Annotated in this window: 15 protein-coding genes and 2 pseudogenes; 8 read left to right on the top strand and 9 right to left on the bottom strand. The window is 74.4% G+C overall.

Annotated features, from left to right (window positions below; all coding sequences use genetic code 11):
• Positions 1-305 precede the first annotated feature (305 nt).
• From AB0761_RS09055 to AB0761_RS09070, 4 genes are all read left to right on the top strand, one after another.
• The gene (locus AB0761_RS09055) at positions 306-1,415 is read left to right on the top strand and encodes a trypsin-like serine peptidase (RefSeq protein WP_377268452.1); all 1,110 of its coding nucleotides are present in this window, start codon (positions 306-308) and stop codon (positions 1,413-1,415) included.
• Positions 1,416-1,798: 383 nt separating this feature from the next.
• Entirely contained in the window at positions 1,799-2,572 is a 774-nt protein-coding gene (locus AB0761_RS09060; RefSeq protein WP_377268453.1) for a hypothetical protein, read from the top strand.
• A gap of 70 nt (positions 2,573-2,642) precedes the next feature.
• A complete protein-coding gene (locus tag AB0761_RS09065; RefSeq protein WP_377268454.1) occupies positions 2,643-3,476 on the top strand; it encodes a class I SAM-dependent methyltransferase in 834 nt (277 codons plus the stop codon).
• 48 nt (positions 3,477-3,524) lie between these two features.
• Positions 3,525-4,934 carry a methyltransferase domain-containing protein gene (locus AB0761_RS09070; protein WP_377268455.1) on the top strand — a complete coding sequence of 470 codons (1,410 nt, stop codon included), beginning with the start codon at positions 3,525-3,527 and terminating at the stop codon, positions 4,932-4,934.
• Here the strand turns inward: AB0761_RS09070 and AB0761_RS09075 are convergent.
• Together AB0761_RS09075 and AB0761_RS09080 are read right to left on the bottom strand one after the other, a co-directional pair.
• Positions 4,907-5,620: a response regulator gene (locus AB0761_RS09075; RefSeq protein WP_377268456.1), complete on the bottom strand. Its 714-nt coding sequence runs from the start codon at positions 5,618-5,620 to the stop codon at positions 4,907-4,909. The genes AB0761_RS09070 and AB0761_RS09075 overlap by 28 nt on opposite strands.
• Positions 5,617-7,383 carry an ATP-binding protein gene (locus tag AB0761_RS09080; protein WP_377268457.1) on the bottom strand — a complete coding sequence of 589 codons (1,767 nt, stop codon included), beginning with the start codon at positions 7,381-7,383 and terminating at the stop codon, positions 5,617-5,619. The genes AB0761_RS09075 and AB0761_RS09080 overlap by 4 nt, the downstream gene beginning before the upstream one ends.
• A gap of 177 nt (positions 7,384-7,560) precedes the next feature.
• Here AB0761_RS09080 and AB0761_RS09085 point away from each other — a divergent pair, with 177 nt between their 5' ends.
• Positions 7,561-8,949, top strand: coding sequence for a cation:dicarboxylate symporter family transporter (locus AB0761_RS09085; protein WP_377268458.1), 1,389 nt, complete (start codon positions 7,561-7,563; stop codon positions 8,947-8,949).
• Positions 8,950-9,038: 89 nt separating this feature from the next.
• Here AB0761_RS09085 and AB0761_RS09090 read toward each other — a convergent pair whose 3' ends face one another.
• The 6 genes and pseudogenes from AB0761_RS09090 to AB0761_RS09115 form a co-directional block, all read right to left on the bottom strand.
• Complete coding sequence (locus tag AB0761_RS09090) at positions 9,039-9,641, bottom strand: ATP/GTP-binding protein (protein ID WP_377268459.1); 603 nt, start codon at positions 9,639-9,641, stop codon at positions 9,039-9,041.
• Positions 9,622-9,951, bottom strand: a complete 330-nt coding sequence (locus AB0761_RS09095; RefSeq protein WP_377273980.1) for a DUF742 domain-containing protein — start codon at positions 9,949-9,951, stop codon at positions 9,622-9,624. The genes AB0761_RS09090 and AB0761_RS09095 overlap by 20 nt, the downstream gene beginning before the upstream one ends.
• 97 nt (positions 9,952-10,048) lie before the next feature.
• On the bottom strand, positions 10,049-10,471 hold the full coding sequence (locus AB0761_RS09100; RefSeq protein WP_377268460.1) for a roadblock/LC7 domain-containing protein: 423 nt from the start codon (positions 10,469-10,471) through the stop codon (positions 10,049-10,051).
• Positions 10,468-11,667: a sensor histidine kinase gene (locus tag AB0761_RS09105; RefSeq protein ID WP_377273981.1), complete on the bottom strand. Its 1,200-nt coding sequence runs from the start codon at positions 11,665-11,667 to the stop codon at positions 10,468-10,470. The genes AB0761_RS09100 and AB0761_RS09105 overlap by 4 nt, the downstream gene beginning before the upstream one ends.
• Positions 11,607-12,917: a nitrate- and nitrite sensing domain-containing protein gene (locus tag AB0761_RS09110; protein ID WP_377273982.1), complete on the bottom strand. Its 1,311-nt coding sequence runs from the start codon at positions 12,915-12,917 to the stop codon at positions 11,607-11,609. The genes AB0761_RS09105 and AB0761_RS09110 overlap by 61 nt, the downstream gene beginning before the upstream one ends.
• 343 nt (positions 12,918-13,260) lie before the next feature.
• Positions 13,261-14,036: pseudogene (locus AB0761_RS09115) on the bottom strand (MHYT domain-containing protein).
• A 495-nt stretch (positions 14,037-14,531) separates the two neighbouring features.
• Here AB0761_RS09115 and AB0761_RS09120 point away from each other — a divergent pair.
• Together AB0761_RS09120 and AB0761_RS09125 are read left to right on the top strand one after the other, a co-directional pair.
• A pseudogene (locus AB0761_RS09120) lies at positions 14,532-17,275 on the top strand (cellulose binding domain-containing protein).
• Positions 17,276-17,393: 118 nt separating this feature from the next.
• Positions 17,394-18,893: a carboxylesterase/lipase family protein gene (locus AB0761_RS09125; RefSeq protein ID WP_377268461.1), complete on the top strand. Its 1,500-nt coding sequence runs from the start codon at positions 17,394-17,396 to the stop codon at positions 18,891-18,893.
• A gap of 344 nt (positions 18,894-19,237) precedes the next feature.
• Here the strand turns inward: AB0761_RS09125 and AB0761_RS09130 are convergent, their stop codons facing one another.
• Entirely contained in the window at positions 19,238-20,476 is a 1,239-nt protein-coding gene (locus AB0761_RS09130) for a PucR family transcriptional regulator (RefSeq protein WP_377268462.1), read from the bottom strand.
• A 100-nt stretch (positions 20,477-20,576) separates the two neighbouring features.
• Here AB0761_RS09130 and AB0761_RS09135 point away from each other — a divergent pair, with 100 nt between their 5' ends.
• Positions 20,577-20,915 carry a DUF962 domain-containing protein gene (locus AB0761_RS09135; RefSeq protein ID WP_377268463.1) on the top strand — a complete coding sequence of 113 codons (339 nt, stop codon included), beginning with the start codon at positions 20,577-20,579 and terminating at the stop codon, positions 20,913-20,915.
• The last annotated feature ends 104 nt before the right edge of the window (positions 20,916-21,019 follow it).

Below are 21,019 nucleotides of genomic sequence, written 5' to 3' on the forward strand. Positions count from 1 at the left end.
TTAAGTAAGCCTTACCTTACTTAGAGCTGCCCCCAACCTAGCGGCGGCCACCGGCAAGGTCCAGTCGCACCACCGCCTACGCATGCCGACCAGCCGTCAGTTCGATATCCCCACAACTCCTCTGACGCCTCAAAGCCCTTGCCCCCCTTGCTCAACGCGTCCGCCCGGCGCGGGTGACGGCCCCCGGGCCGGCACCGCGACCGTCACCCGTTCGGACCGGTCTGCTCGCCCGCGGCGACCGGCCGTCCCTAGCGTGGGGACCGCACAGCCGTCCAACAGCTGTTTCGACAGCGCGAGGAGGAGACGTGCCGCAGGACATACCAGGACCGCATCGCCGAGCGCCCCTTCGCATCTCCGCGGGCGCAGCCGCCCTGCTGCTCACAGCCCTCCTCGCCCCGCCGGCCCAGGCCAGGGGCGGCCCGGTGGAGGGCCCCACCGCCTACCACGCGTCCGCAGCCGCCACCGGACGCACCGCGACCAGGGCGCAGGCCGCCCGGATCGACGCCTACTGGACCGCGGCGCGTCTGCGCGCGGCCCGGCCGATCCCGCTGCCCACCCGCTCCCGTACATCGGGCCCGACCACGTCGGGCACCACTCCCGAGCCGCCGCTCCCGCCCCGCATCGGAGCCGGCACCGCCCCCGTCCACCCGGTCACCGGGGGCCGGGACAAGGGCCACCGGCCGTCGGCCGCCCCCGTGGCCCGGCGCTGGGGCGGCCAGGGGCTGATGCCCGCCAGGACCGTGGGCCGGCTCTACTTCACCACCCCGATGGGCGACGCCAGTTGCACCGCCACCGTGATCAACAGCGTCCACCGCAACACCGTGTGGACCGCCGGGCACTGCGTCCACCCGGCCGGCGGCGGCTCCAAGGCCTACTACAACGACTTCATGTTCGTCCCCGACGCCGACAACGGCCAGGTCCCGCAAGGCCGCTGGCTCTTCCGGTACGCCACCGCCCCGCAGGCCTGGCAGGAGAACGGCGACTGGCACTACGACCTGGCGGCGCTGGCCTTCTATCCGCAGTCGGACGGCAGCAACCTGGCCGACCGGCTGGGCGCCCAGGGCTACCACTTCGGCGGCGGCACGCACTTCCGCCAGGTGGTCGACTTCGGCTACCCCAGCGACGGCTACCAGCGCGACGACTTCACCGGTCAGAACCTCTGGTACTGCGAAGGCCCCACCTCGGCCGTCAGCGCGACCGACGACATGATGACGATGCGGTGCGACATGGGCCACGGGTGCAGCGGCGGCGCCTGGATCGACGATCTGCGGCTCGACCGGGGCTGGGGGTACATCGTGGGCACCAACAGCCACCGCGACATCGACTCCTCGGGCGACTGGTCCGACGACCGGCTCTTCTCCGCCAGTCACGGCAATGCCGCGATCCATGTCTACGACGAGGTCTCCCGGTACTGACCCGGGCTCCGCACCCGATCCGGCCCCAGCCGCAGGGGCCGGCCACCGGGCCGCCCTCGCCCACCGGTCGTCCCGCGGCCCGGTCTCCTCGCACCTGCGCGGCTCCCCCGCCACAGGGCCCGGCCGCCCGGGTGTCCGCGGGGCCACGGCCGCACTGCACACGGAGCCCGGCGGCGGGAAAGGTGCCGGCCGGTGCCGCAGCCCGGCAGCGCGCAGCAGGTGCCGGAAGGGCGCCGGGCCGGGCCGCTCAGCAGCCGCAGTCGGCCGCCGGGCTGCCGGCCCCCGCCGGACGGCCTTTCCCCGGCCCCCCTCGACGCCGCGCCGCCACCTGGTTAGTCTGCGCGCACCGGACCCACCCGGGCCCGGTCCGGAGGAGGAGGCCTGTGGTGACCACCACCGACCAGGACGCGTTCTACGTCCTCACCGGGCTGCTGCTCACGCCCGCGCAGTTCCCGGCCGTGCTCGCGGACGACTATGCGGCCGCCTGCGAGGCCCTCGAGCTGGAACCGTGGGAGGCCGGCTACGGACTGGTCCTCGGCCAGGACGCCGACGGCGCCCGCTGGACGCTGGTCACCCATGACGCGGCGCTGGTCGCCTGCGCCGTCGCCGCCTGGGACTGCGGGCTGGAGTACGAACTGGAGCCTCCGGAGCGGACCGTGATCGCCAGCCTCCCGGGCTGGCCGCTGGAGCTGACCGTGCAGACCCCGGGCATCCCCGACCCGCACGACCCGGCCGACGCCGAGGGCCCGCTGCTGACCCCGCCCGACCCTGCCGCCTGGGGCCCGGCCCAGCGCCGCCTGGGCGCCGATGAGATCGGCCGCAACTGGCACCAGTGGCTGCAGCAGACCGGCACCGACGTGCGGTTCACCGACCCCGGCAGCGGCCCCCGCCACCCCGGCGTCGCCCGTGCGCTCGCAGAGGCCGCCGCCTATCTGCGGACGCCGCCGCCGGCCGGCCGCGTCCGCTCCGCCCCCGCCGGGGAGAACGCCCGCGCCGTACGCGCCGACGGCCCCGGCTGGAGCCTGGTCGCCCGTACCGACGACATCGCCTTCCTGCTCCTCGACGACGAGCCCGGCGAGGTGCTGCCCGTCGGACGCGGCCCCGAACTGCCCGGCCTGCTCGACGGACTCGACCGGCTCGCCCGCGACCAGGGCTGACCGGCGCCGCCCGCTCGCAGCCGCCGATTATCGGTTGCCGACTCCCGGAGCGTCGGTCAGGGTTCGTGCCATGACCGAGCCGCTCGCCGCCGCGCCCCCGCCGCCCGTCCCCGACGAGATCCTCGCCTACTACGCCCGCGGCCAGGAGGACGCCCGCCTCCGCACCGGAGCCGGACGGCTGGAGTTCTGGCGCACCCAGGATGTGCTGCGCCGCCTGCTGCCACCCGCACCCGCCCGGGTACTGGACGTCGGCGGGGGCAGCGGAGTGCATGCCGCCTGGCTCGCCGAGGACGGCTACCGGGTCGAGCTGCTGGACCCGGTACCGCTGCATGTCGCCCAGGCCGCCGAGCTCCCCGGTGTCACCGCCCGGCACGGCGACGCCCGCTCGCTCCCCGCGGCCGACGGCTCGGCCGACGCGGTACTGCTGCTCGGCCCGCTCTACCACCTCACCGAGCGCGCCGACCGGGTGGCCGCGCTGGCCGAGGCCGCCCGGGTGGTGCGGCCGGGCGGGCTGGTGGTGGCCGCCACCATCAACCGCTGGGCCGGGCTGCACGATCTGCTCAACCAGGGCAGGTACTTCACCCCGGGAACCGCCGCCCGGGTGCACTCCACCCTCGGCGACGGTCGTACTCGGCCCAGCGGACCGGACGCGCTGTTCACCACCGCCTACTTCCACCGCCCCGACGAGGTGACCGCCGAGTTCGCCGAGGCGGGCCTCGTCCCGGGCGGGCAGTACGGTGTCGAGGGCGCCGCCTGGCTGATGGGCGACGTGGTGGAGTGGCTGGACGACCCCGCCCGGCGTGCCGTGGCGCTGGACGCGGTCCGGCGCACCGAGTCGGAGCCGTCACTGCTCGGCGTCAGCGGCCATCTGCTCACCGCCGCCACCGCTCCGTCCCGGCCGTAGGCTGCGAGGGCGGGGCGGGGACGAGGTCGGACGGCGGAGGGAGGACCGGTGACGGTCCTGGTGGTCGAGCACAACGCGGGCGAGGGCCCCTATGCGGTCGCCGATGCGCTGCTGCGGGCCGGACTCGAGGTGCGGTACTGCCGTACCTCGGCGGGCGACGAGGTCCCGGACACCATCCCGGACGGCACCGAGGCCCTGGTGCTGCTGGGCGGCCCCCAGGACGCCTGGAGCGACCAGGGGTTCCCCTCCCGCCGGGCCGAACTCGCTCTGCTGCGCGCCGCCCTCGCCGCCGACCTGCCGGTCCTCGGCATCTGCCTGGGCGCCCAGCTGCTGGCCGAGGCCGCCGACGGAGGCGCCCGGCAGGGCGAGGCGGGGACGGAGCTGGGCTGGGAGCCGGTGCGGCTGACCGCGGCCGCGGCCGGCGACCCGCTGTTCGGCGGGTCGCCCCAGGATGCCGAGTACCGGGTGCTCCAGTGGCACAGCGACACCATGGCGCTGCCGGCCGGAGCCGTGCTGCTGGCCACCAGGGAGCGCTATCCGGTGCAGGCGTTCCGGGTGGGCGGGGCCGCCTGGGGACTGCAGTTCCATCTGGAGGCGCAGCTGGAGACCGTGCGGGTCTTCGCCGGCCAGCTGGACCGGGACGGCCGCGGCGGCGAAGCGGCCGCCCTGCTGACGGACGCGCCCGAGCGGCTGGCCCGGCTGGCCGCGTGGCGCGACGCGGTGCTGGACCGGTTCGCCGCGCTGGTGGCGGCCCGGGCCGGTCACTCCCGCACCCGTACGTTCTTCACTCCCCGGGCCGCGGGCTGGGAGGCACGCTTCCCCGATGACGGGCCTCGGTACCGTTCGGCGGTCGCCGCACTGGAGTTGACGCCTGGTCAGGCCGTACTGGACGCCGGTTGCGGGACCGGCCGCGCGCTGCCCGACCTGCGTGCGGCAGTGGGTGCGGCCGGCACGGTGCTCGGCGCCGACCTGACCCCCGCCATGCTGCACACGGCCGCGGCCAAGGGCCGCACCGCCGCGGCGGCGCTGCTGGTCGCCGACTGTGCACGGCTGCCGCTCCCCGACCAGGCCGTGGACGCCGTGTTCGCCGCCGGGCTGGTCTCCCATCTGCCGGACCCGGCGCAGGCCCTGGCCGAACTGGCCCGCGTCACCCGGCCCGGCGGACGGATCGCCCTCTTCCACCCGATCGGCCGGGCCGCGCTGGCCGCCCGCCACGGCCGCCGCATCAGCCCCGACGACCTGCGCGCCGAGCCCCGCCTCCGTCCGCTGCTCACCGCTGCGGGCTGGGACCTGACCCACTGCACCGACCGGGACGACCGCTATCTGGCCCTGGCCACCCGTCAGCAGCCCCGCCGCTCCGCGGACGCGGGAGCGGACGCGGGAGCGGACGCGGGAGCGGACGCGGGAGCGGACGCGGGAGCGGACGCGGGTCAGGGGCCTACGGCCCGCCAGCGGTAGCTGAGTTCCGGGCGGCCGACCTGCCCGTACTGCGGCTCCCGGACGGCGAGACCGACGGCGACCAGGTGCTCCAGATAGCGGCGGGCGGTGATCCGGGAGACTCCGACCTCGGTGGCGAGGGCGCCTGCGGAGAGACCTCCGCCGGCCTCGCGGAGGGTGGCGGTGACGACGTCCAGCGTGGGGGCGCTGAGCCCCTTGGGCAGATCGCTGCGGTCGGGGGTGCGCAGCGCGGCGAAGGCCCGGTCCACCTCGGCCTGCCCGGTGGCTTCGCCGGAGCGGGCCAAGGTGTCGCGGAACCGGGCGTACCGTTCCAGCCGGTCGTGGAGGGCGGCACTGCTGAACGGTTTCAGCAGGTACTGGACCACTCCCGCCGAGACCGCCTGCCGCACCATGCCCAGGTCGCGGGCGGAGGTGACGGCGATGACATCGGTGGTGTGCCCGGCGGCGCGCAGGCTGCGGCAGAGCTGGAGACCGTGCCCGTCCGGCAGGTAGAGGTCGAGCAGCAGCAGGTCGACAGGGGTGCCGTCGGCCCGGTGGCGTTCCAGGAAGTGCAGGGCGGCGGCCGCGGTGTGGACGGTGCCGACCGGCCGGAAGCCGCGGGCGCGCCCGACGTAGAGGGTGTGGGCGGCGGCGGCCACCGGGTCGTCCTCGACGACCAGCACGGCGATGTCGGGTCCTGCGGTCATTGCTGCTCCGGTGGTCGTCGCCGCTCCGGCGGTGCCTGCTGCTCCGGTGGTCGTCGCCGCTCCCGCGGCCATGGCGCCTCGGCGGGCCGGGGTGCCCGGGCGAGAGGAAGCCGGACGGTGAAGACGGCTCCGGTGTCCCGGCCGACCTCGACGGTGCCGCCGATCCGCCGGGCGGTCTGGGCGACCAGCGCGAGGCCGAGGCCCCGGCCGTGGGCGCGGTCCGCGTCCCCGTGGGCGTCCCCGTGGTGCTTGGTGGACCAGCCGCGCTGGAAGACCTGCCGGGCGCGGTCGGGGTCGAGACCGGGTCCGGTGTCGGCGACCCGCAGCAGCAGGACGCCGTCCTCGGCGCGGGCGGTGACGGTGACGGCCGGTGGGCCGGGGTGGTGGGCCGCGTTCTCGATGGCGGCGTCCACGGCGTTGTCGACCAGGTTGCCGAGGACGGTGACCAGGTCGCGGGCGTCCAGCTCGGGAGGCAGAACCCGGTCGTCGATGCGGCTGTCCTCGGTGAGGGTGAGTTCGACCCCGCGTTCGGCGGCCTGCGCGGCCTTGCCGAGCAGCAGGGCGGCCAGGACCGGCTCGGAGAGGGCGCCGACGACGCGGTCGGTGAGCTCCTGGGCGAGGGCGAGCTCCGCGGTGGCGAACTCCACGGCTTCGGCGGTGCGGCCGAGTTCGATCAGTGAGACCACCGCGTGCAGCCGGTTGGCGGCCTCGTGGGCCTGCGAGCGCAGCGACTCGGCGAAGCCGCGTACCGAGTCCAACTCGCCGGTGAGGGACTGGAGTTCGGTGTGGTCGCGAAGGGTGACCACGGTGCCGAGGCTGGCGCTGCGACCGTCGCCGATGGCGGAGGTGTTGACCACCACCACCCGCTCGTCGGTGAGGTGCACCTCGTCGAGGCGCGGCGGGGCGTCCAGCAGGGCGGCGGTGAGGGAGCCGGGCAGCCCCAGCCGGTCGACCCGGCGGCCCGCGGCGCCCTCGGGGAGGCCGAGCAGGGTGCGGGCGGCGTCGTTGCAGAGCGCCACCCGGTGGTCGCCGTCGAGCAGCAGCAGCCCCTCGCGCACGGAGTGCAGGGTGGCCTGGTGGTACTCGTACATCCGGCTGAGCTGGGTGGCGTTCATCCCGTGGGTGTGGCGGCGCAGCCGGGCGTTGGCGACATAGGTGCCGAGGCCGCCGAGGGCGAGGGCGGCCGCGGCGACGCAGACCATGGTGAGCAGCAGCGGGCGCAGTCCGGCGTTGATGTTCTGGACGGTGATGCCGGCGCTGACCAGGCCGACGATCCGGCCCTGCGGATCACGGACCGGAGTGACGACGCGGACGGAGAGGCCGAGGGTGCCGGTGTAGGTCTCGCTGTAGGTCTGTCCGGCGAGGGCCTGCCGGATGTTGCCCAGGTAGGGCTTGCCTATCTGGGCGGGGTCGGGGTGGGTCCAGCGGATGCCGTGGGTGTCCATGATGGTGACGAAGTCCACGTCGGAGTCCCGGTCGACCCGGTCGGCGTACGGCTGGAGCGCGGCGGAGGGGTCGGGGCTGCGGACCGCGGCGAGCACCGCGGGCGAGTCGGCGATGGCGACGGCGACACCGCGGGCCTGGTGGGAGGCGGCCTCCTGGGCGCGGCCGGCGGCGCTGAGGTAGGCGAGGGTGGCGCCGACCGCGACCACGGCGGCGACGATCACCGTCTGCACCGCGAAGAGCTGCCCGGCCAGGCTGCGGTGGCGGCCGCGCAGCAGGGTGCGGCAGCGGCGGCGCAGGCGGGCGGGGGGCAGGCTCATGGCCCACAGTCTGCCCCGGCCGGCGCGGGGTGCCTGCCCCCGGGACGGCCCGGGGTGTGAACGTTATGAACGCAAACGTGACCTGGCTCACGTCGGCGCCCATAGTCGGAGCGATCCGCCCACCCGGATCGTCCGTCAACCCGCCCCTGCAGTGCCGCCGGGGCCGAGGAGCCGCTCATGTCGTCCGCCGCCCCCGAGGCGGGCCCCGTACCGGGCCGCCGGGACACCACCCACTACCTCTATCTCGCGGTGATCGGCGCAGTGGTCGCCGGCATCCTGCTCGGCCTGGCCGCACCGGGCGTGGCCGTGGACCTCAAGCCGCTGGGCACCGCCTTCGTCAATCTGATCAAGATGATGATCAGTCCGGTGATCTTCTGCACCATCGTGCTGGGCATCGGCTCGGTGCGCAGCGCCGCCAGGGTCGGCGCCGTCGGCGGCCTCACCATCGGCTACTTCATGGTGATGTCGACGGTGGCCCTGGCCATCGGCCTGGTGGTCGGCAACCTGGTCCACCCCGGGGCCGGGCTGCATCTGACCGAGGCGCTGAGCAAGGCCGGGCAGGCGCAGGCCGGCACCGCGGCGGAGAGCACCACCGACTTCCTCGTGGGCATCGTCCCGACCTCGCTGCTCTCCGCCCTGACCGAGGGCCAGGTGCTGCAGACCCTGCTGGTGGCCCTGCTGGTGGGCTTCGCCCTGCAGGCGATGGGCCCGCTGGGCGAGCCCGTACTGCGCGGGGTGAAGCACCTGGAGCGGCTGGTCTTCCGGGTGATGCAGATGATCATGTGGGCGGCGCCGGTGGGCGCGTTCGGCGCCATGGCGGCGCTGGTCGGCGCGACCGGCATGGACGCCCTGAAGAGCCTGGCCATGGTGATGCTGGCCTTCTACGCCACCTGCCTGATCTTTGTGGGGGTGGTCCTCGGCGGGCTGCTGCGCATGGTCACCGGCATCAGCATCGTCCGGCTGCTGCGCTATCTGGGCCGCGAGTTCCTGCTGATCCTCTCCACCTCCTCCTCGGAGAGCGCGCTGCCGCGTCTGATCGCCAAGATGGAGCACCTCGGGGTGAGCCGCCCGGTCGCCGGTATCACCGTGCCGACCGGCTACTCCTTCAACCTGGACGGCACCGCCATCTACCTCACCATGGCGTCGCTCTTCATCGCCGAGGCGATGGACCGGCCGCTCTCCGCCGGCCAGCAGATCGGACTGCTGCTCTTCATGGTGATCGCCTCCAAGGGCGCGGCCGGGGTCTCCGGCGCCGGGATGGCCACCCTGGCCGGCGGCCTCCAGTCGCACCGGCCGGAACTGGTCGACGGCGTCGGGCTCATCGTCGGTATCGACCGGTTCATGTCCGAGGCCCGGGCACTCACCAACTTCGCGGGCAATGCGGTGGCGACCGTACTGATCGGCCACTGGACCAAGGAGCTGGACCGCGAGCAGGTCGACGCCGTCCTCGCCGGCCGGCTGCCGTTCGACGAGACCTCGCTGAGCAAGGCCGAGCAGCCCACGGACGGGGAGCAGGGCGCCGTACCCGCCCAGGCAGCCCAGGCAGGCACGCCCGCCGAGGTCTGACGCCCCCTTCGGCACCGCGCCCGTCCACCATCCCCCGGTGGACGGGCGCGGCCCCGCGTCCCCGGCCCCTCGCCGGGGCCCGCGGCGCGTCACCCGGTGGAGGCGTCCAGCAGCCTGGCGGCGTGCACCCGGCCGGCGTGCTCGACCAGCCGGATCAGCACCTCCTTGCCGGAGGCGCGGCGGCGGGCGTCACAGACCATCACCGGGGTGCCGGAGTCCAGGTCCAGCGCCCGGGCGACCTCGTCCGCCGCATGCTGGGGTGCACCGGAGAAGCGGTTGACCGCGACCACGAAGGGGATCCCCCGGTGCTCGAAGAAGTCGACCGCCGGGAAGCAGTCGTCCAGCCGCCGGGTGTCGGCGAGCACCACCGCCCCCAGCGCGCCCTGGGCGAGCTCGTCCCACAGGAACCAGAAGCGGTCCTGCCCCGGGGTGCCGAAGAGGTAGACGGACAGGCCCTCCCTGATGGTGATCCGGCCGAAGTCCATCGCCACCGTGGTGGTGGTCTTCTGCTCCACACCGCCCAGGTCGTCCACGGCCGCACCGGCCTGGGTCAGCTGCTCCTCGGTCCGCAGCGGCCGGATCTCGCTCACCGACCCGACCAGGGTGGTCTTTCCGACCCCGAAGCCGCCGGCGACCAGGATCTTGAGTGCGAGCACCTGAGCGCTCGCGCTGTCAGAGCGCACGGAGTCCATTGATCACTTCCCTGAGGATCTGCTCGTCGGGGAGCAGGGCGGGTGGCACGGGTCGGCCGACCCGGATGCAGGAGGCGTCCAGCAGATCGCCGAGGAGGACCCGGACCACGCCCAGCGGCAGGTCCACCTCCGCGGCGATCTCCGCGACGGACAGCGGCCCGGCCCGGCACAGGTCCAGGATCTCGGCCTGCTCGGGCCCCACCGGCGGCTCGACGCCGGCCGGGACCTGTGCGGTGATCTGCGCGATCAGGTCGAACGACTGCCCCGCCGTGCCGGTACGGCCCCGGGTGACCGCATAGGGGCGCACCATCGGCCCGGCCTCGTCGTCGTACCACTGGGCCGGCCGCTGCGGATACGGCGGCACGGCCGGGGGCCGGGCGGGGTCAGGAGGGAACAGCACCGCCGCCTCACCCCGCCGCGGTACTGCCCGCAGCGCTGCGCGGCGGGGTGTACAGGTGCTCGCCCACCCGGCGGACCAGGCGGGCCATTTCATAGGCGACCAGCCCCAGGTCGGCCCCGGCGGTGGTGAAGACGGCCAGGCAGCTGCCCTCACCCGCGGCGGCGACAAAGAGGTAGCCGCCCTCCAGTTCCACCATGGTCTGGCGGACGTCGCCGGCTCCGAAATGGCGTCCGGCTCCCTTCGCCAGGCTGTGGAACCCGGAGGCCACCGCCGCCAGGTGCTCGCCGTCCTCGCGGCTGAGCGCGGCCGAGGTGCCCATGGCGAGGCCGTCGGCCGAGAGCACCACGGCGTGCCGCACCTCCGGGACCCGGGTCACCAGTTCGTCCAGCAGCCAGTTGAGCTCACCGGAGTTGTGGGTCGTCCCGATCATCGTGCGTCTCCTTCGTACGGCCGGTCGGGTTCGGAGCGTGGAGTGGGCCCGGGGCGGCCGGCGCCGCGCGCCCAGCCGCTCTGGAAGGCGGCCATCGCCGCGCGGGCCTCCTCCGGCGACCGCCCCGCGGGGGCGGCCCCGCGGCGGGCCGCGGGGGCCTGGGGCGCGGGCGCCTGCCGCAGCTGTGGGGCGATGCTGGCCTGCCGCACCCGGCGGGGCAGGCCCACCGGGTCGCCGGACCCCGGGCCGGCCGGCCGCTCTGCTGGGGGGCCGGGCGGGGCCGCAGCGTGGCCCTGGGCGGCGGAGCGGAAGGGGGTGGGCCGCAGCACCCCGGGGTCTGCGCCGGCGGCGCCGAACGGGCGCAGCGGGCCCTGCTGCCCGGCCGCCGGCAGGGCGCGCAGGCCGTCGGGGGCGCGCCGGGGCCGCTGGTCGGCCCCGCCCGGCCCCCTGGGCGCGGCGGAGAGCGGCCGGACCGCCGGGGTGACGGTCGGCACCGGGTGAGCGGGCGCCGCCGTGACCGCCGGGGGTGCTGGCGGGACGGCCGCGGGCCGGACGGCGTCGCGCGGTGCGCGGGCGGCGGGCCGCTCCTCGCGGGGCGCGGCGGCGGGCCCGGCCGGTTCCGCCTCCAGCAGGGTGGTGGGCAGCAGCACCACCGCGGTGGTGCCGCCGTAGGCGGAGGGGCGCAGGGAGACCCTGACGCTCTGCCGGCGGGCGAGCCGGCTGACCACGAAGAGGCCCAGCCGGTCGCTGTCGAAGAGGTCCAGCTGCTGGGCGGCCTCGATCCGGCGGTTGGCGTCGGCCATGGCGTCGGCGCCCATGCCGAGGCCGCGGTCCTCGATCTCCACCGCGTAGCCGTTGCCGACCTGCTCGCCGCGGACGTGCACCCGGGTGTGCGGGGGCGAGAAGGCGGTGGCGTTCTCCACCAGCTCGGCGACCAGGTGGGTGAGGTCGGCGACGGCGGGCCCGGCGACCGAGACATGGGGCATCCGGTGCACCTCCACCCTGGCGTAGTCCTCGACCTCGGAGACGGCGGCGCGCACCACGTCCAGCAGCGGCACCGGGCGGCGCCAGGCACGGCCGGGGGCGGCGCCGGAGAGGATGATCAGGCCTTCGGCATGCCGGCGCATACGGGTCGTCAGATGGTCCAGCCGGAAGAGGTCGGCCAGCTCCGCGGGATCCTCGGTGCGGCGTTCCATGGCGTCCAGCAGGGTGAGCTGGCGGTGCACCAGCACCTGGCTGCGGCGGGCCAGGTTGACGAAGACCCCGGAGACCCCGGAGAGCACCTCGGCGCGTTCCGCCGCGGCCTGGAGGGCGGCCCGCTGCACGGTGTCCAGGGCGAGGGCGACCTGCCGATCTCGTCGTCGCCGTGGCCGGTGGAGAGCGGCGCCTCGGCGTCGACGTCGATCTCCTCGCCGGCCCGCAGCCGGCGCATCGCCCTGGGCAGCCGGCGTCCGGCCAGTTCCAGGGCGGAGTTGCGCAGCCCGACCAGCTCGGTGACCAGGCCCCGACCGACCTGCACGGAGATCATCAGCGAGGCGAGGACGGCCAGCAGGCCGAGGCCCACGGCGGCGCCGGAGCGGGTGAGGACGCCCAGCGCATAGGGGTCGGCACGCTCGGCGGCGGCCCGGCCGGCGTTCTCCTCGACCGAGCGCAGCTCCTGGGCGGTGCTCTCGGCCGCGGCGTCCCAGCGGTCGGCGGGAGCGGCCACGGCGGCGGACCGGCCGTCCGCGGCGGCGGTCACCGCGTCCTCCAGGGTGGTGAGGTCCTGCCACTCGGAGGAGTCGGCGACCCGCTGCCAGGCGGACCGGTCGGCCGGCCGCAGATCACCGGCGGACTGCCGGAAGAGGTCCCGGCGGGAGTACGCGGCTCCGCTGAACTCCCGGTGCTGGGCGCCGTCCAGCCGGCCGGCCGACCGGGCCGCGGTGAGCAGGGCGTCCTCCCGGGCCAGCATCTCCCGGCCGCGGGAGAACTCCAGCAGCACCCGGGCGTCGGAGGCGGCCTGCTGATCCTGAAGGCCCGTCAGCGATCCGCTGACGTCAAAGGCCTGGTCGATCACGGTGTTGTAGGTGCGGTAGGCGGCGGGCCAGTCCACCGACCGCGCCTCGATCCGCTTGCGCAGCGCGGCCAGCGAGCCCAGCCGGTCGATCAGGGTGGAGACCCGGGCGGCGGAGTCCTGGCCGAGGCCGGCGGCGTCGGCGCTGTTGTAGTCGCGGCCCAGGCCGAGCGGGGCCGCGGCCCGGTCGGTGGCAGTGGCGCGGTCCCGGACGGCGGCTTCTCCGGCGGAGGTGGGCGCGGCCAGGTAGCGGGCGGCGGCGGTGCGTTCGGCCTGGAGGGCGGTGACGGTGTCGGCCACCGGGTTCAGCAGGGTGCTGTGCACCTCCTTGAACCGCAGCAGATTCCAGATGTCCTGCGCGGTGTTGACGGTGGCGAACGCCCACAGGGCCATCAGCGACACCACGGGCACCATCAGCAGGGCGACGATCTTCGCCCGCACGGAGCGGAGGCGCGGGGCGATCCCGGCGGACCGCGGCCTCCGGGTGCCGCCGGACCGCGCCGGCCGGGGCGGGGGCGTGTCCCCGGCCGGCGCGGGATCCCGGGGGGCCGGACCGGCCTCGGAGGCGGGCGGCCCGGCATGGGCGCCGCGCCGGTGCGACCCGGCGGTGGGCCCGCTGGTGGAGCGGCGTACGTCGGCCGTGCCTGCGGCGGCTGCGGTGGGCACGCCGCCGGACGGCCTGCGGCGAAGTCGCATGGGTTCCTCGTTCCCGCTGGTTGGGTGGCGTGACGCCGGATCAGACGACGGCCGGTTCGTTGCGCAGTTCCTCGGCGGAGGCCGACGCGGCCTGCTCCCGCGCGGTGGGCGACAGGGCCACAAAGGCGGAGGTGAGGAAGAGGAACGAGCCCAGCCCCACGGCCAGCGGGAAGATGAACTCCATCGCGGTGGCCCCGCCCAGCGCGTCGCGGCCGGGCTGCATCCGGATGTGGACGGCCGCCATCCCGGTGTAGTGCATGCTGCTCACCGCCAGGCCCATGACCAGTGAGGCACCCGCTGCCGCGGCACCGCCGCGGACGGTGAGCGCGGCCCAGAGCGCGGCGGTGGCGGCGCCCACCGCGATCAGCACCGAGAGGGCCACCGGCAGCGGCGCATAGCCGAGCGAGCCGTGGATGCGTACCGCCGCCATGCCGATGTAGTGCATGCAGGCGACGCCGATGCCGGTGGTGAGGCCGCCGACGGCCAGGGCCCGGCCGCGGTGCCGGCTGTAGCCCACCGCGAACACCCCGAGACCGGTCACCAGCATCGCGACCAGCAGGCTGAGCACGGTGAGCGGCACGTTGTAGCGCAGTTCGGTGGAGAGACGCTGAAGCCCAGCATCGCCACGAAGTGCATGGTCCAGATGCCGGAGCCGATCGCCGCGGCGGCGGTCAGCAGCCAGTTGCGGCGGGCGGCTCCGGTGGCGGCCAGCGCGCGCACCGTGCACCGCAGGCCGAGCGCCGAGCCGACGCAGGCCATCACATAGGACAGCACGGGGGTGAGCCAGCCGAAGCTGAAGTGGTTCATGTCGCCCATGGGGTCTCCCTCGGTGGAGCGGGGTGGCGGGGACGCTACTCACCGTTGTGAACCGGTCACCGGAGGTTCGCCGAAAAGCCCGCACGGGCGGTGCGGGTGTGCTCGAATGGCTGCCATCTGTGCGAAATGCCGCCCCGCGGATGTCCCCCGTACGGGTGGCGGCGGGTGGCCGGAGTCGGCCACCCCCGGGATACGTCGGACGACTTCTGCTGCCCCAGCGGCGGCAAGTACCCTCACGACTGCAAGAGTCGGCCCCGCCTCCCCTGTAGCGCGGGCCCTCCTGCGGCCGGGCCCGGCCCGGTCCCACCATGCCCGCGCACCCTGTCCGGGGTGCGGCGAGCCAGTGGACGCTGCGGGCGTATCGGCCGCGCACTCCCCCGCCTCCCCGGGGGAGCTGCCTGGCCTCCTCGCAGCGCGGGCCCGACATGTCTGGAGTCCGCACCCATGTTGAAACGCGTCAGGGCGGCAGTGATCGCCATGACGGTGGCCACCGGAATGGGCCTGACCTGGCTCTCCGGTGCCGGGGCGAGCACCGCCTCCGCCGCCTCCACGGCGTCCCCCTCGTACACCTGGAGCAATGTGCGCATCGACGGGGGCGGCTTCGTCCCCGGCATCATCTTCAACCAGACCGAGAAGGGCCTGGTGTACGCCAGGACCGACATCGGCGGCGCCTACCGCCAGGACCCCACCACCAAGAAGTGGATCCCGCTGCTGGACTCGGTGGGCTGGGACGACTGGAGCTACACCGGCGTCGCCAGCCTGGCGACCGACCCGGTGCAGACAACCGGGTGTATGTCGCGGCCGGCAACTACACCAACAGCTGGGACCCCAACAACGGAGCCATCCTGCGCTCCACCGACAAGGGCGCCACCTGGCAGCGCACCGTCCTGCCGTTCAAGATCGGCGGCAATATGCCCGGCCGCGGTGAGGGCGAGCGGCTGGCGATCGACCCCAACAAGGACAGCGTGCTGTACTTCGGCGCGCCCAGCGGCAAGGGCCTGTGGCGCTCCACCGACTACGGCGTGACGTGGTCGCAGGTCACCGCCTTCCCCAACCCGGGGAACTACGCCGCGGACCCGACCGACACCACCGGGTACCAGAACGACAACCAGGGCGTGCTCTGGGTGACCTTCGACAAGCGCACCGGCACCAGCGGCAGCGCCACCCAGACCATCTACGTCGGCGTCGCCGACAAGGCCAACAGCATCTACCGCTCCACCGACGGCGGTGCGACCTGGTCCCGGGTGGCCGGGCAGCCCACCGGCTACCTGCCGCACAAGGGCGTCCTGGACCCGGTCAACGGCTATCTGTACATCTCCACCAGCGACACCGGCGGCCCCTACGACGGCTCCGCCGGCGATGTGTGGAAGTACGCCACCGCCACCGGCACCTGGACCCGCATCAGCCCCATGCCCTCCGATGACTCAGTCGGGGACGACTACTTCGGCTACAGCGGTCTGACCATCGACCGGCAGCACCCGAACACCCTGATGGTGACCGGCTACAGCTCCTGGTGGCCGGACACCCAGATCTTCCGCTCCACCGACGGCGGCGCCACCTGGAAGAAGATCTGGGACTACAGCAGCTACCCCAACCGGGTCGACCAGTACACGATGGATGTCTCCTCGTCGCCCTGGCTGACCTTCGGAAGCAACCCCTCGCCGCCCGAGGAGACGCCCAAGCTGGGCTGGATGACGGAGTCGCTGGAGATCGACCCGTTCGACTCCAACCGGATGATGTACGGCACCGGCGCCACCCTCTACGGCTCCGAGAACCTCACCAACTGGGACTCCGGCAGCAAGATCACCATCAAGCCGATGGTCCAGGGCCTGGAGGAGACCGCGGTCAACGACCTGGTGAGCCCGCCCAGCGGCGCCCCGCTGCTGAGCGCGCTCGGTGACATCGGCGGCTTCCGCCACACCGACATCACCAAGGTCCCGGCGATGATGTTCCAGTCGCCGAGCTTCACCACCAGCACCTCGCTGGACTACGCGGAGTCCAACCCGCTCCAGGTGGTCCGGGTCGGCAATGTGGACTCCTCCTCCACCTCCAAGCGGATCGCCTTCTCCAACGACAACGGCGCCAACTGGTACCAGGGCAGCAACGAGCCGTCCGGCACCACCGGCGGCGGCAATGTGGCGCTGGCGGCGGACGGCTCCAAGGTGCTCTGGAGCCCGGACGGCGCGGCCGTCTCCGTCTCCGCCTTCGGCGGCAGCTCCTGGACCTCGTCCAGCGGGATCCCGCAGGGCGCCCGGGTGGCGTCCGACCGGGTGAACGCCAAGAAGTTCTACGGGTTCGCGGCCGGCAAGTTCTACACCAGCACCGACGCCGGTTCGACCTTCACCGCCAGTGCGGCCACCGGTCTGCCCGCCTCGGGCCCCGTCCGGCTGAAGGCCGTCCCCGGTATCGAGGGCGACGTCTGGCTGGCCGGCGGTGACACCACCGGCAGCTACGGCCTGTGGCACTCCACCGACTCCGGGGCGCACTTCACCAAGGTCTCCGGGGTGGACCAGGCCGACTCCATCGGCTTCGGCAAGGCAGCCCCGGGCCGCTCCTACCCGGCGCTCTACTCCAGCGCCAAGATCGGCGGGGTGCGGGGCATCTACCGCTCCGACGACGCCGGCGCCAGCTGGGTGCGGATCAACGACGACCAGCACCAGTGGGGCTGGACCGGCGCCGCGATCACCGGCGACCCGCGGGTCTACGGCCGGGTGTACATCTCCACCAACGGCCGGGGCATCATCTACGGCGACACCACGGACACCCCGCCCACCAGCACTCCGCCGACCACCACCCCGCCCACCAGCACGCCCCCGACCAGCACCCCGCCGACCAGCACTCCGCCAACCTCCACGCCGCCCACCAGCACCCCGCCGACCAGCACCCCGCCCACCAGCACGCCCCCGACCGGGTCCGGCGGCTGCGAGGTCACCTATGCGATCACCAACCAGTGGAGCGGCGGCTTCCAGGCCGACGTCTCACTGAAGAACACCGGCACCACCGCCGTCGACGGCTGGACCGTCAAGTGGTCCTTCGGCAACGGGCAGCAGATCACCCAGCTGTGGAACGGCACCCTGACCCAGAGCGGCGCCAGTGTCTCGGTCGCCGACGCCGGGTACAACAAGTCGCTGGCGGCCGGTGGCGGCACCGCCTCCTTCGGCTTCACCGGCAACTGGACCGGCAGCAACACCAAGCCCGCCGCATTCAGCCTCAATGGCACCACCTGCACGGTGAAGTAGCACCACCGCAGCACTGAGGCAGGCCCATCGGGGCGGCGGCCGTCTTGCCGACGGCCGCCGCCCCGGTGACCATTGTCCCGCTGCTGGGTGAACAGCGGCCCAGGCACCGGGAGGTCCCGTGGAGATCGTCGTCCCGACCACGCACGGCAAGGTACGCGGACAGGAGGTGGACGACACCGGGGGTGTCGCGGCCTTCCTCGGCATCCCCTACGCGGCCCCGCCGGTGGGGCGGCGGCGCTTCCACGCACCGCAGCCGCCGGAGCCCTGGGACGGTGAACGGGACGCCTTCTCCTTCGGCCCCACCGCTCCCAAGCCCGGCTACCCTCCGGCGCTCGCCGCGATCCTGGCCGACCCGGACGTACCCGGCGACGGCTTCCTCAACCTCAACGTCTGGACCCCCGCCCCGGGCCGCGACTCCGCCCTGCCGGTGATGGTCTGGATCCACGGCGGGGCCTTCCGCAACGGCTCCTCCGCGGTCCCCGTCTACAACGGGGCCGCCTTCGCCCGCGACGGCATCGTCTGCGTCACGCTCAACTACCGGCTGGGCGCCGAGGGCTTTCTGCTGCTGCCGGACGGCACCGCCAACCTCGGGCTGCTCGACCAGATCGCCGCCCTGCGCTGGGTCCAGGAGAACATCGCGGCCTTCGGCGGCGACCCCGGCAATGTCACCGTCTTCGGCGAGTCCGCGGGCGCCATGTGTGTCACCACCCTGATGACCGTCCCCCGCGCGGCCGGGCTCTTCCACCGGGTGATCGCCCAGAGCGGCGCCGGCCACCACGCCCTGCCCGCGGACATCGCGCTGCGCATCACCACCCGCATCGCCGCCCATGCCGAGGTCCCGGCCACCGCCGACGCCCTGCGCGGTGCCGACCCACGGCGGCTGCAGGAGGCGGTCACCGCGGTGCAGCGCGAGTTCACCGGCGGCCACAGCCGGGAGGAGTGGGGGGAGGCCGCAGGCGGCGGCATGGTGCTGATGCCGGTCGTGGACGGAGACCTGCTGCCCGCCCGGCCGATCGACGCGGCCGCAGCCGGGGCCGGCACCGAGTACCCCCTGCTGACCGGCACCAACGCGGAGGAGTTCCGGCTCTACCTGGTGCCCACCGGGATCAGCGACTCGGTGCCCGAGGCGGCCCTGCCGGCCCTGCTGGCCGACTGCGGACCCGACCCGCGGGAGGTCGTCGCCGTCTACGGCGAGGCCCTGCCCGACGCCTCGCCGGGCGACCTGCTGGCCGCGGTGCTCACCGACCAGACCTTCCGCATCCCGGCGGTCAGGATGGCCGAGGCCCGCGCCGCGCACGGTGCACCCACCTGGGTGTACGACTTCGACTGGCGCTCCCCCGCCTTCGAGGGACGGCTGGGTGCCTGCCACGCCCTGGAGATCGGGTTCGTCTTCGACAATCTCGCGGAGGGCTCCATCGGCGGCACCGTCGCCGGGCCGCAGCACCTCGCCGACGAGATGCACGCCGCCTGGGTGGCCTTCGCCCGCGACGGCAGTCCCGGTCCGGCCTGGCCCGCGTACGGGGCGGACCGTGCGGTGCTGCGGTTCGCGGCCGACGGCAGCGGCGTGGTCCACGATCCACGAGCCGCCGAACGCAGGCTCTGGAACGGCCTGCGCTGAGCGGACCGTTCCGGAACCCGGCGTTCCTGCCGTCGACCGGCCGGGAACGCCGGGTCGAGGCGGGCCGGCCGGTCCGGACGGGCCGGGGTGTCGATCTCCACGGTCCGGCCGCCGACCACGGTGAAACCCATGACCGCCGCCGGCCGCCCGTCCACCGTCGGGACCGGACCGGCGGCGAGGCCCACCAGGGCCGGCAGCGGGGTCCGGGCGGTCGTGGCGAAGGCGAGTGCCTGACCGGCCCCGCCCGGGGCCCGGGGCGCTGTCCGGGGCCGCCGCCGCGCCTTGTCCCCGCCGCCGGCCCGCTGCTCGGACGCGCCCAAAGGCCCAGGAGGTGCGGCGGGGGCTCAGGAGGTGCGGCGGGTGGTGAGGTTGCGGGCGATGTCGAGGGTGAGCCGCTGCCAGGGGCGGCGGGGGTCGCGGCCGGTGAGCTCCCGGATGCGGCGCAACCGGTAGCGGAGGGTCTGCGGATGCAGATGGAGGGCGTCCGCGGCGGCGGTGGCGGACCCGGTGTCCAGATAGGCGTCCAGGGCCTCCACCAGATGGCGCCGGTCCGGCCGGAGCAGCGGACCGAGGACCGCGTGGGCGACCCGCTCCGGGGAGCCGCTGGGGCGGGCGCCGAGCAGCGCCAGCACATAGGCGTCCGCGTCGTGGAGCAGCGCTTCGGTGCCGTAGGCGTGGACGGGGGCGGTGTCCAGGGCGTCGGCGGCGAGCCGGTAGGCGGTGGGGATCTGCTCGATGGGCTCGCCGGTGATGGCGCAGCCGCGCCAGTGGTGGAGGGCGAGGGCGGCGGGCAGTTCGCCGGCCGTCCCGGCGGGGAGCAGCAGCACGGCACGTGGACCCCGGGTGGTCATCAGCACGGTGCCGCCGCCCGGTTCGGCCAGTCCGTCGGCGAGGGAGGCGGCGGCGGCCGCGGCGGCGGCCTCGGGGAGGGCGGTCTCGCGGGCTGCGGCGGGCTGGGCGGGATCGGGCTCGGCGACCACCAGGCAGTAGGGGTCGGGGAGTCTCACGCCCAGGCGGCTGGTGCGGTCGGCGAGCGCGCCGGCCGAGGAGTGACGGCCGGTCACCAGGTCGTCCAGGAGGTCGCGCAGGGCGCGGTTGCGGTCGCCGGAGAGTCGCTCGGCTGCGGCGGTGTAGCCGGCGTAGAGCGATTCGGAGATGGTGTCCAGGCCGGAGAGCCACAGGTTGGCGAGGGCGAAGACGTCCTCGACCTCCAGGAGGTCCGCGGTGTGGGTGGAGAGGTGCTCCAGCAGTGCGGTGGCCGCGACCCGGTAGGCGCGCAGCACGGCGGGCAGCGGGCGGCCGTCGGCGGCCCGGGCGGCGCCGATGCCGCGGAAGCGGGCGAGGTCGGCGGGGGTGAAGTCGCCGCCGTCCACCCAGAGCTCCAGGCTGCGGGTGAGCACCCAGGCTGTGATGGCGCGGACCTCGGGGAGTCTGCTGCCGTCCAGGGCCCGGTAGGCGGGGACCTGCCGTCGCACCTGCTGGACCAGGGTGTCCACGGCCGGTCCGACCTCGTTGAGGATGTCCCGCTGCACCTGCTCCCGCGCCTGGTGTCCCATGTCTGCCCCGTTCCGTCCGATTGTCATCGGCTGATAAGACCCCCCGCGCGTTCTGCGCAGAGTCGTTGTCCGGGATTGTCACTCCCGCCAGTATTCGACGGGAAGACCCCCTAGGGAAGGAGTGCCTGTGACAGCCGTCGCCGCCGGGCCGGAGGTGCCGCCGAGGTCGGCGCCGTTCGCCGAGAAGATGGCCTACTACCGTTCGCAGCACACCAGCCGGGGCATCCGGATGACCCATCTGGTGGGCATCCCGGGGGTGGCGGTCTCGCTGCCGCTGCTCTTCGCCCGGCCTCGGGTGGGGGTGCCGATGTTCGCGGCGAGCTGGGCGCTCCAGGTCGCCGGCCACAGGCTCTTCGAGAAGAACAACCCCGCACTGACCAAGGGGTTCGTCTCGTTCCAGCTGTGCGGGCTGGCGTTCTGGTGCGAGGAGGTCGGCGAGCTGATCGCCGGGCGCGGTCTGGACTGACGCGGACCGGACTGACGTATCGTCAACTCCGTTCACCCGCACGCCGTGTCCGCTCTGCGGTCAACCGGGCACAGGGGGTGACAGCGGCCCGGTGCGGCCCCCAT

The organism is Peterkaempfera podocarpi (assembly GCF_042466665.1).
Lineage (GTDB): Bacteria > Actinomycetota > Actinomycetes > Streptomycetales > Streptomycetaceae > Peterkaempfera > Peterkaempfera podocarpi.

Coding starts and splice junctions, on each gene's coding strand:
- AB0761_RS09065 (WP_377268454.1), top strand. CDS start 2,643: ATGACCGAGCCGCTCGCCGCCGCGCCCCCGCCGCCCGTCCCCGACGAG.
- AB0761_RS09075 (WP_377268456.1), bottom strand. CDS start 5,620: ATGACCGCAGGACCCGACATCGCCGTGCTGGTCGTCGAGGACGACCCG.
- AB0761_RS09080 (WP_377268457.1), bottom strand. CDS start 7,383: ATGAGCCTGCCCCCCGCCCGCCTGCGCCGCCGCTGCCGCACCCTGCTG.
- AB0761_RS09085 (WP_377268458.1), top strand. CDS start 7,561: ATGTCGTCCGCCGCCCCCGAGGCGGGCCCCGTACCGGGCCGCCGGGAC.
- AB0761_RS09090 (WP_377268459.1), bottom strand. CDS start 9,641: ATGGACTCCGTGCGCTCTGACAGCGCGAGCGCTCAGGTGCTCGCACTC.
- AB0761_RS09095 (WP_377273980.1), bottom strand. CDS start 9,951: ATGGTGCGCCCCTATGCGGTCACCCGGGGCCGTACCGGCACGGCGGGG.
- AB0761_RS09100 (WP_377268460.1), bottom strand. CDS start 10,471: ATGATCGGGACGACCCACAACTCCGGTGAGCTCAACTGGCTGCTGGAC.
- AB0761_RS09105 (WP_377273981.1), bottom strand. CDS start 11,667: ATGGAACGCCGCACCGAGGATCCCGCGGAGCTGGCCGACCTCTTCCGG.
- AB0761_RS09110 (WP_377273982.1), bottom strand. CDS start 12,917: ATGGCCCTGTGGGCGTTCGCCACCGTCAACACCGCGCAGGACATCTGG.
- AB0761_RS09130 (WP_377268462.1), bottom strand. CDS start 20,476: ATGACAATCGGACGGAACGGGGCAGACATGGGACACCAGGCGCGGGAG.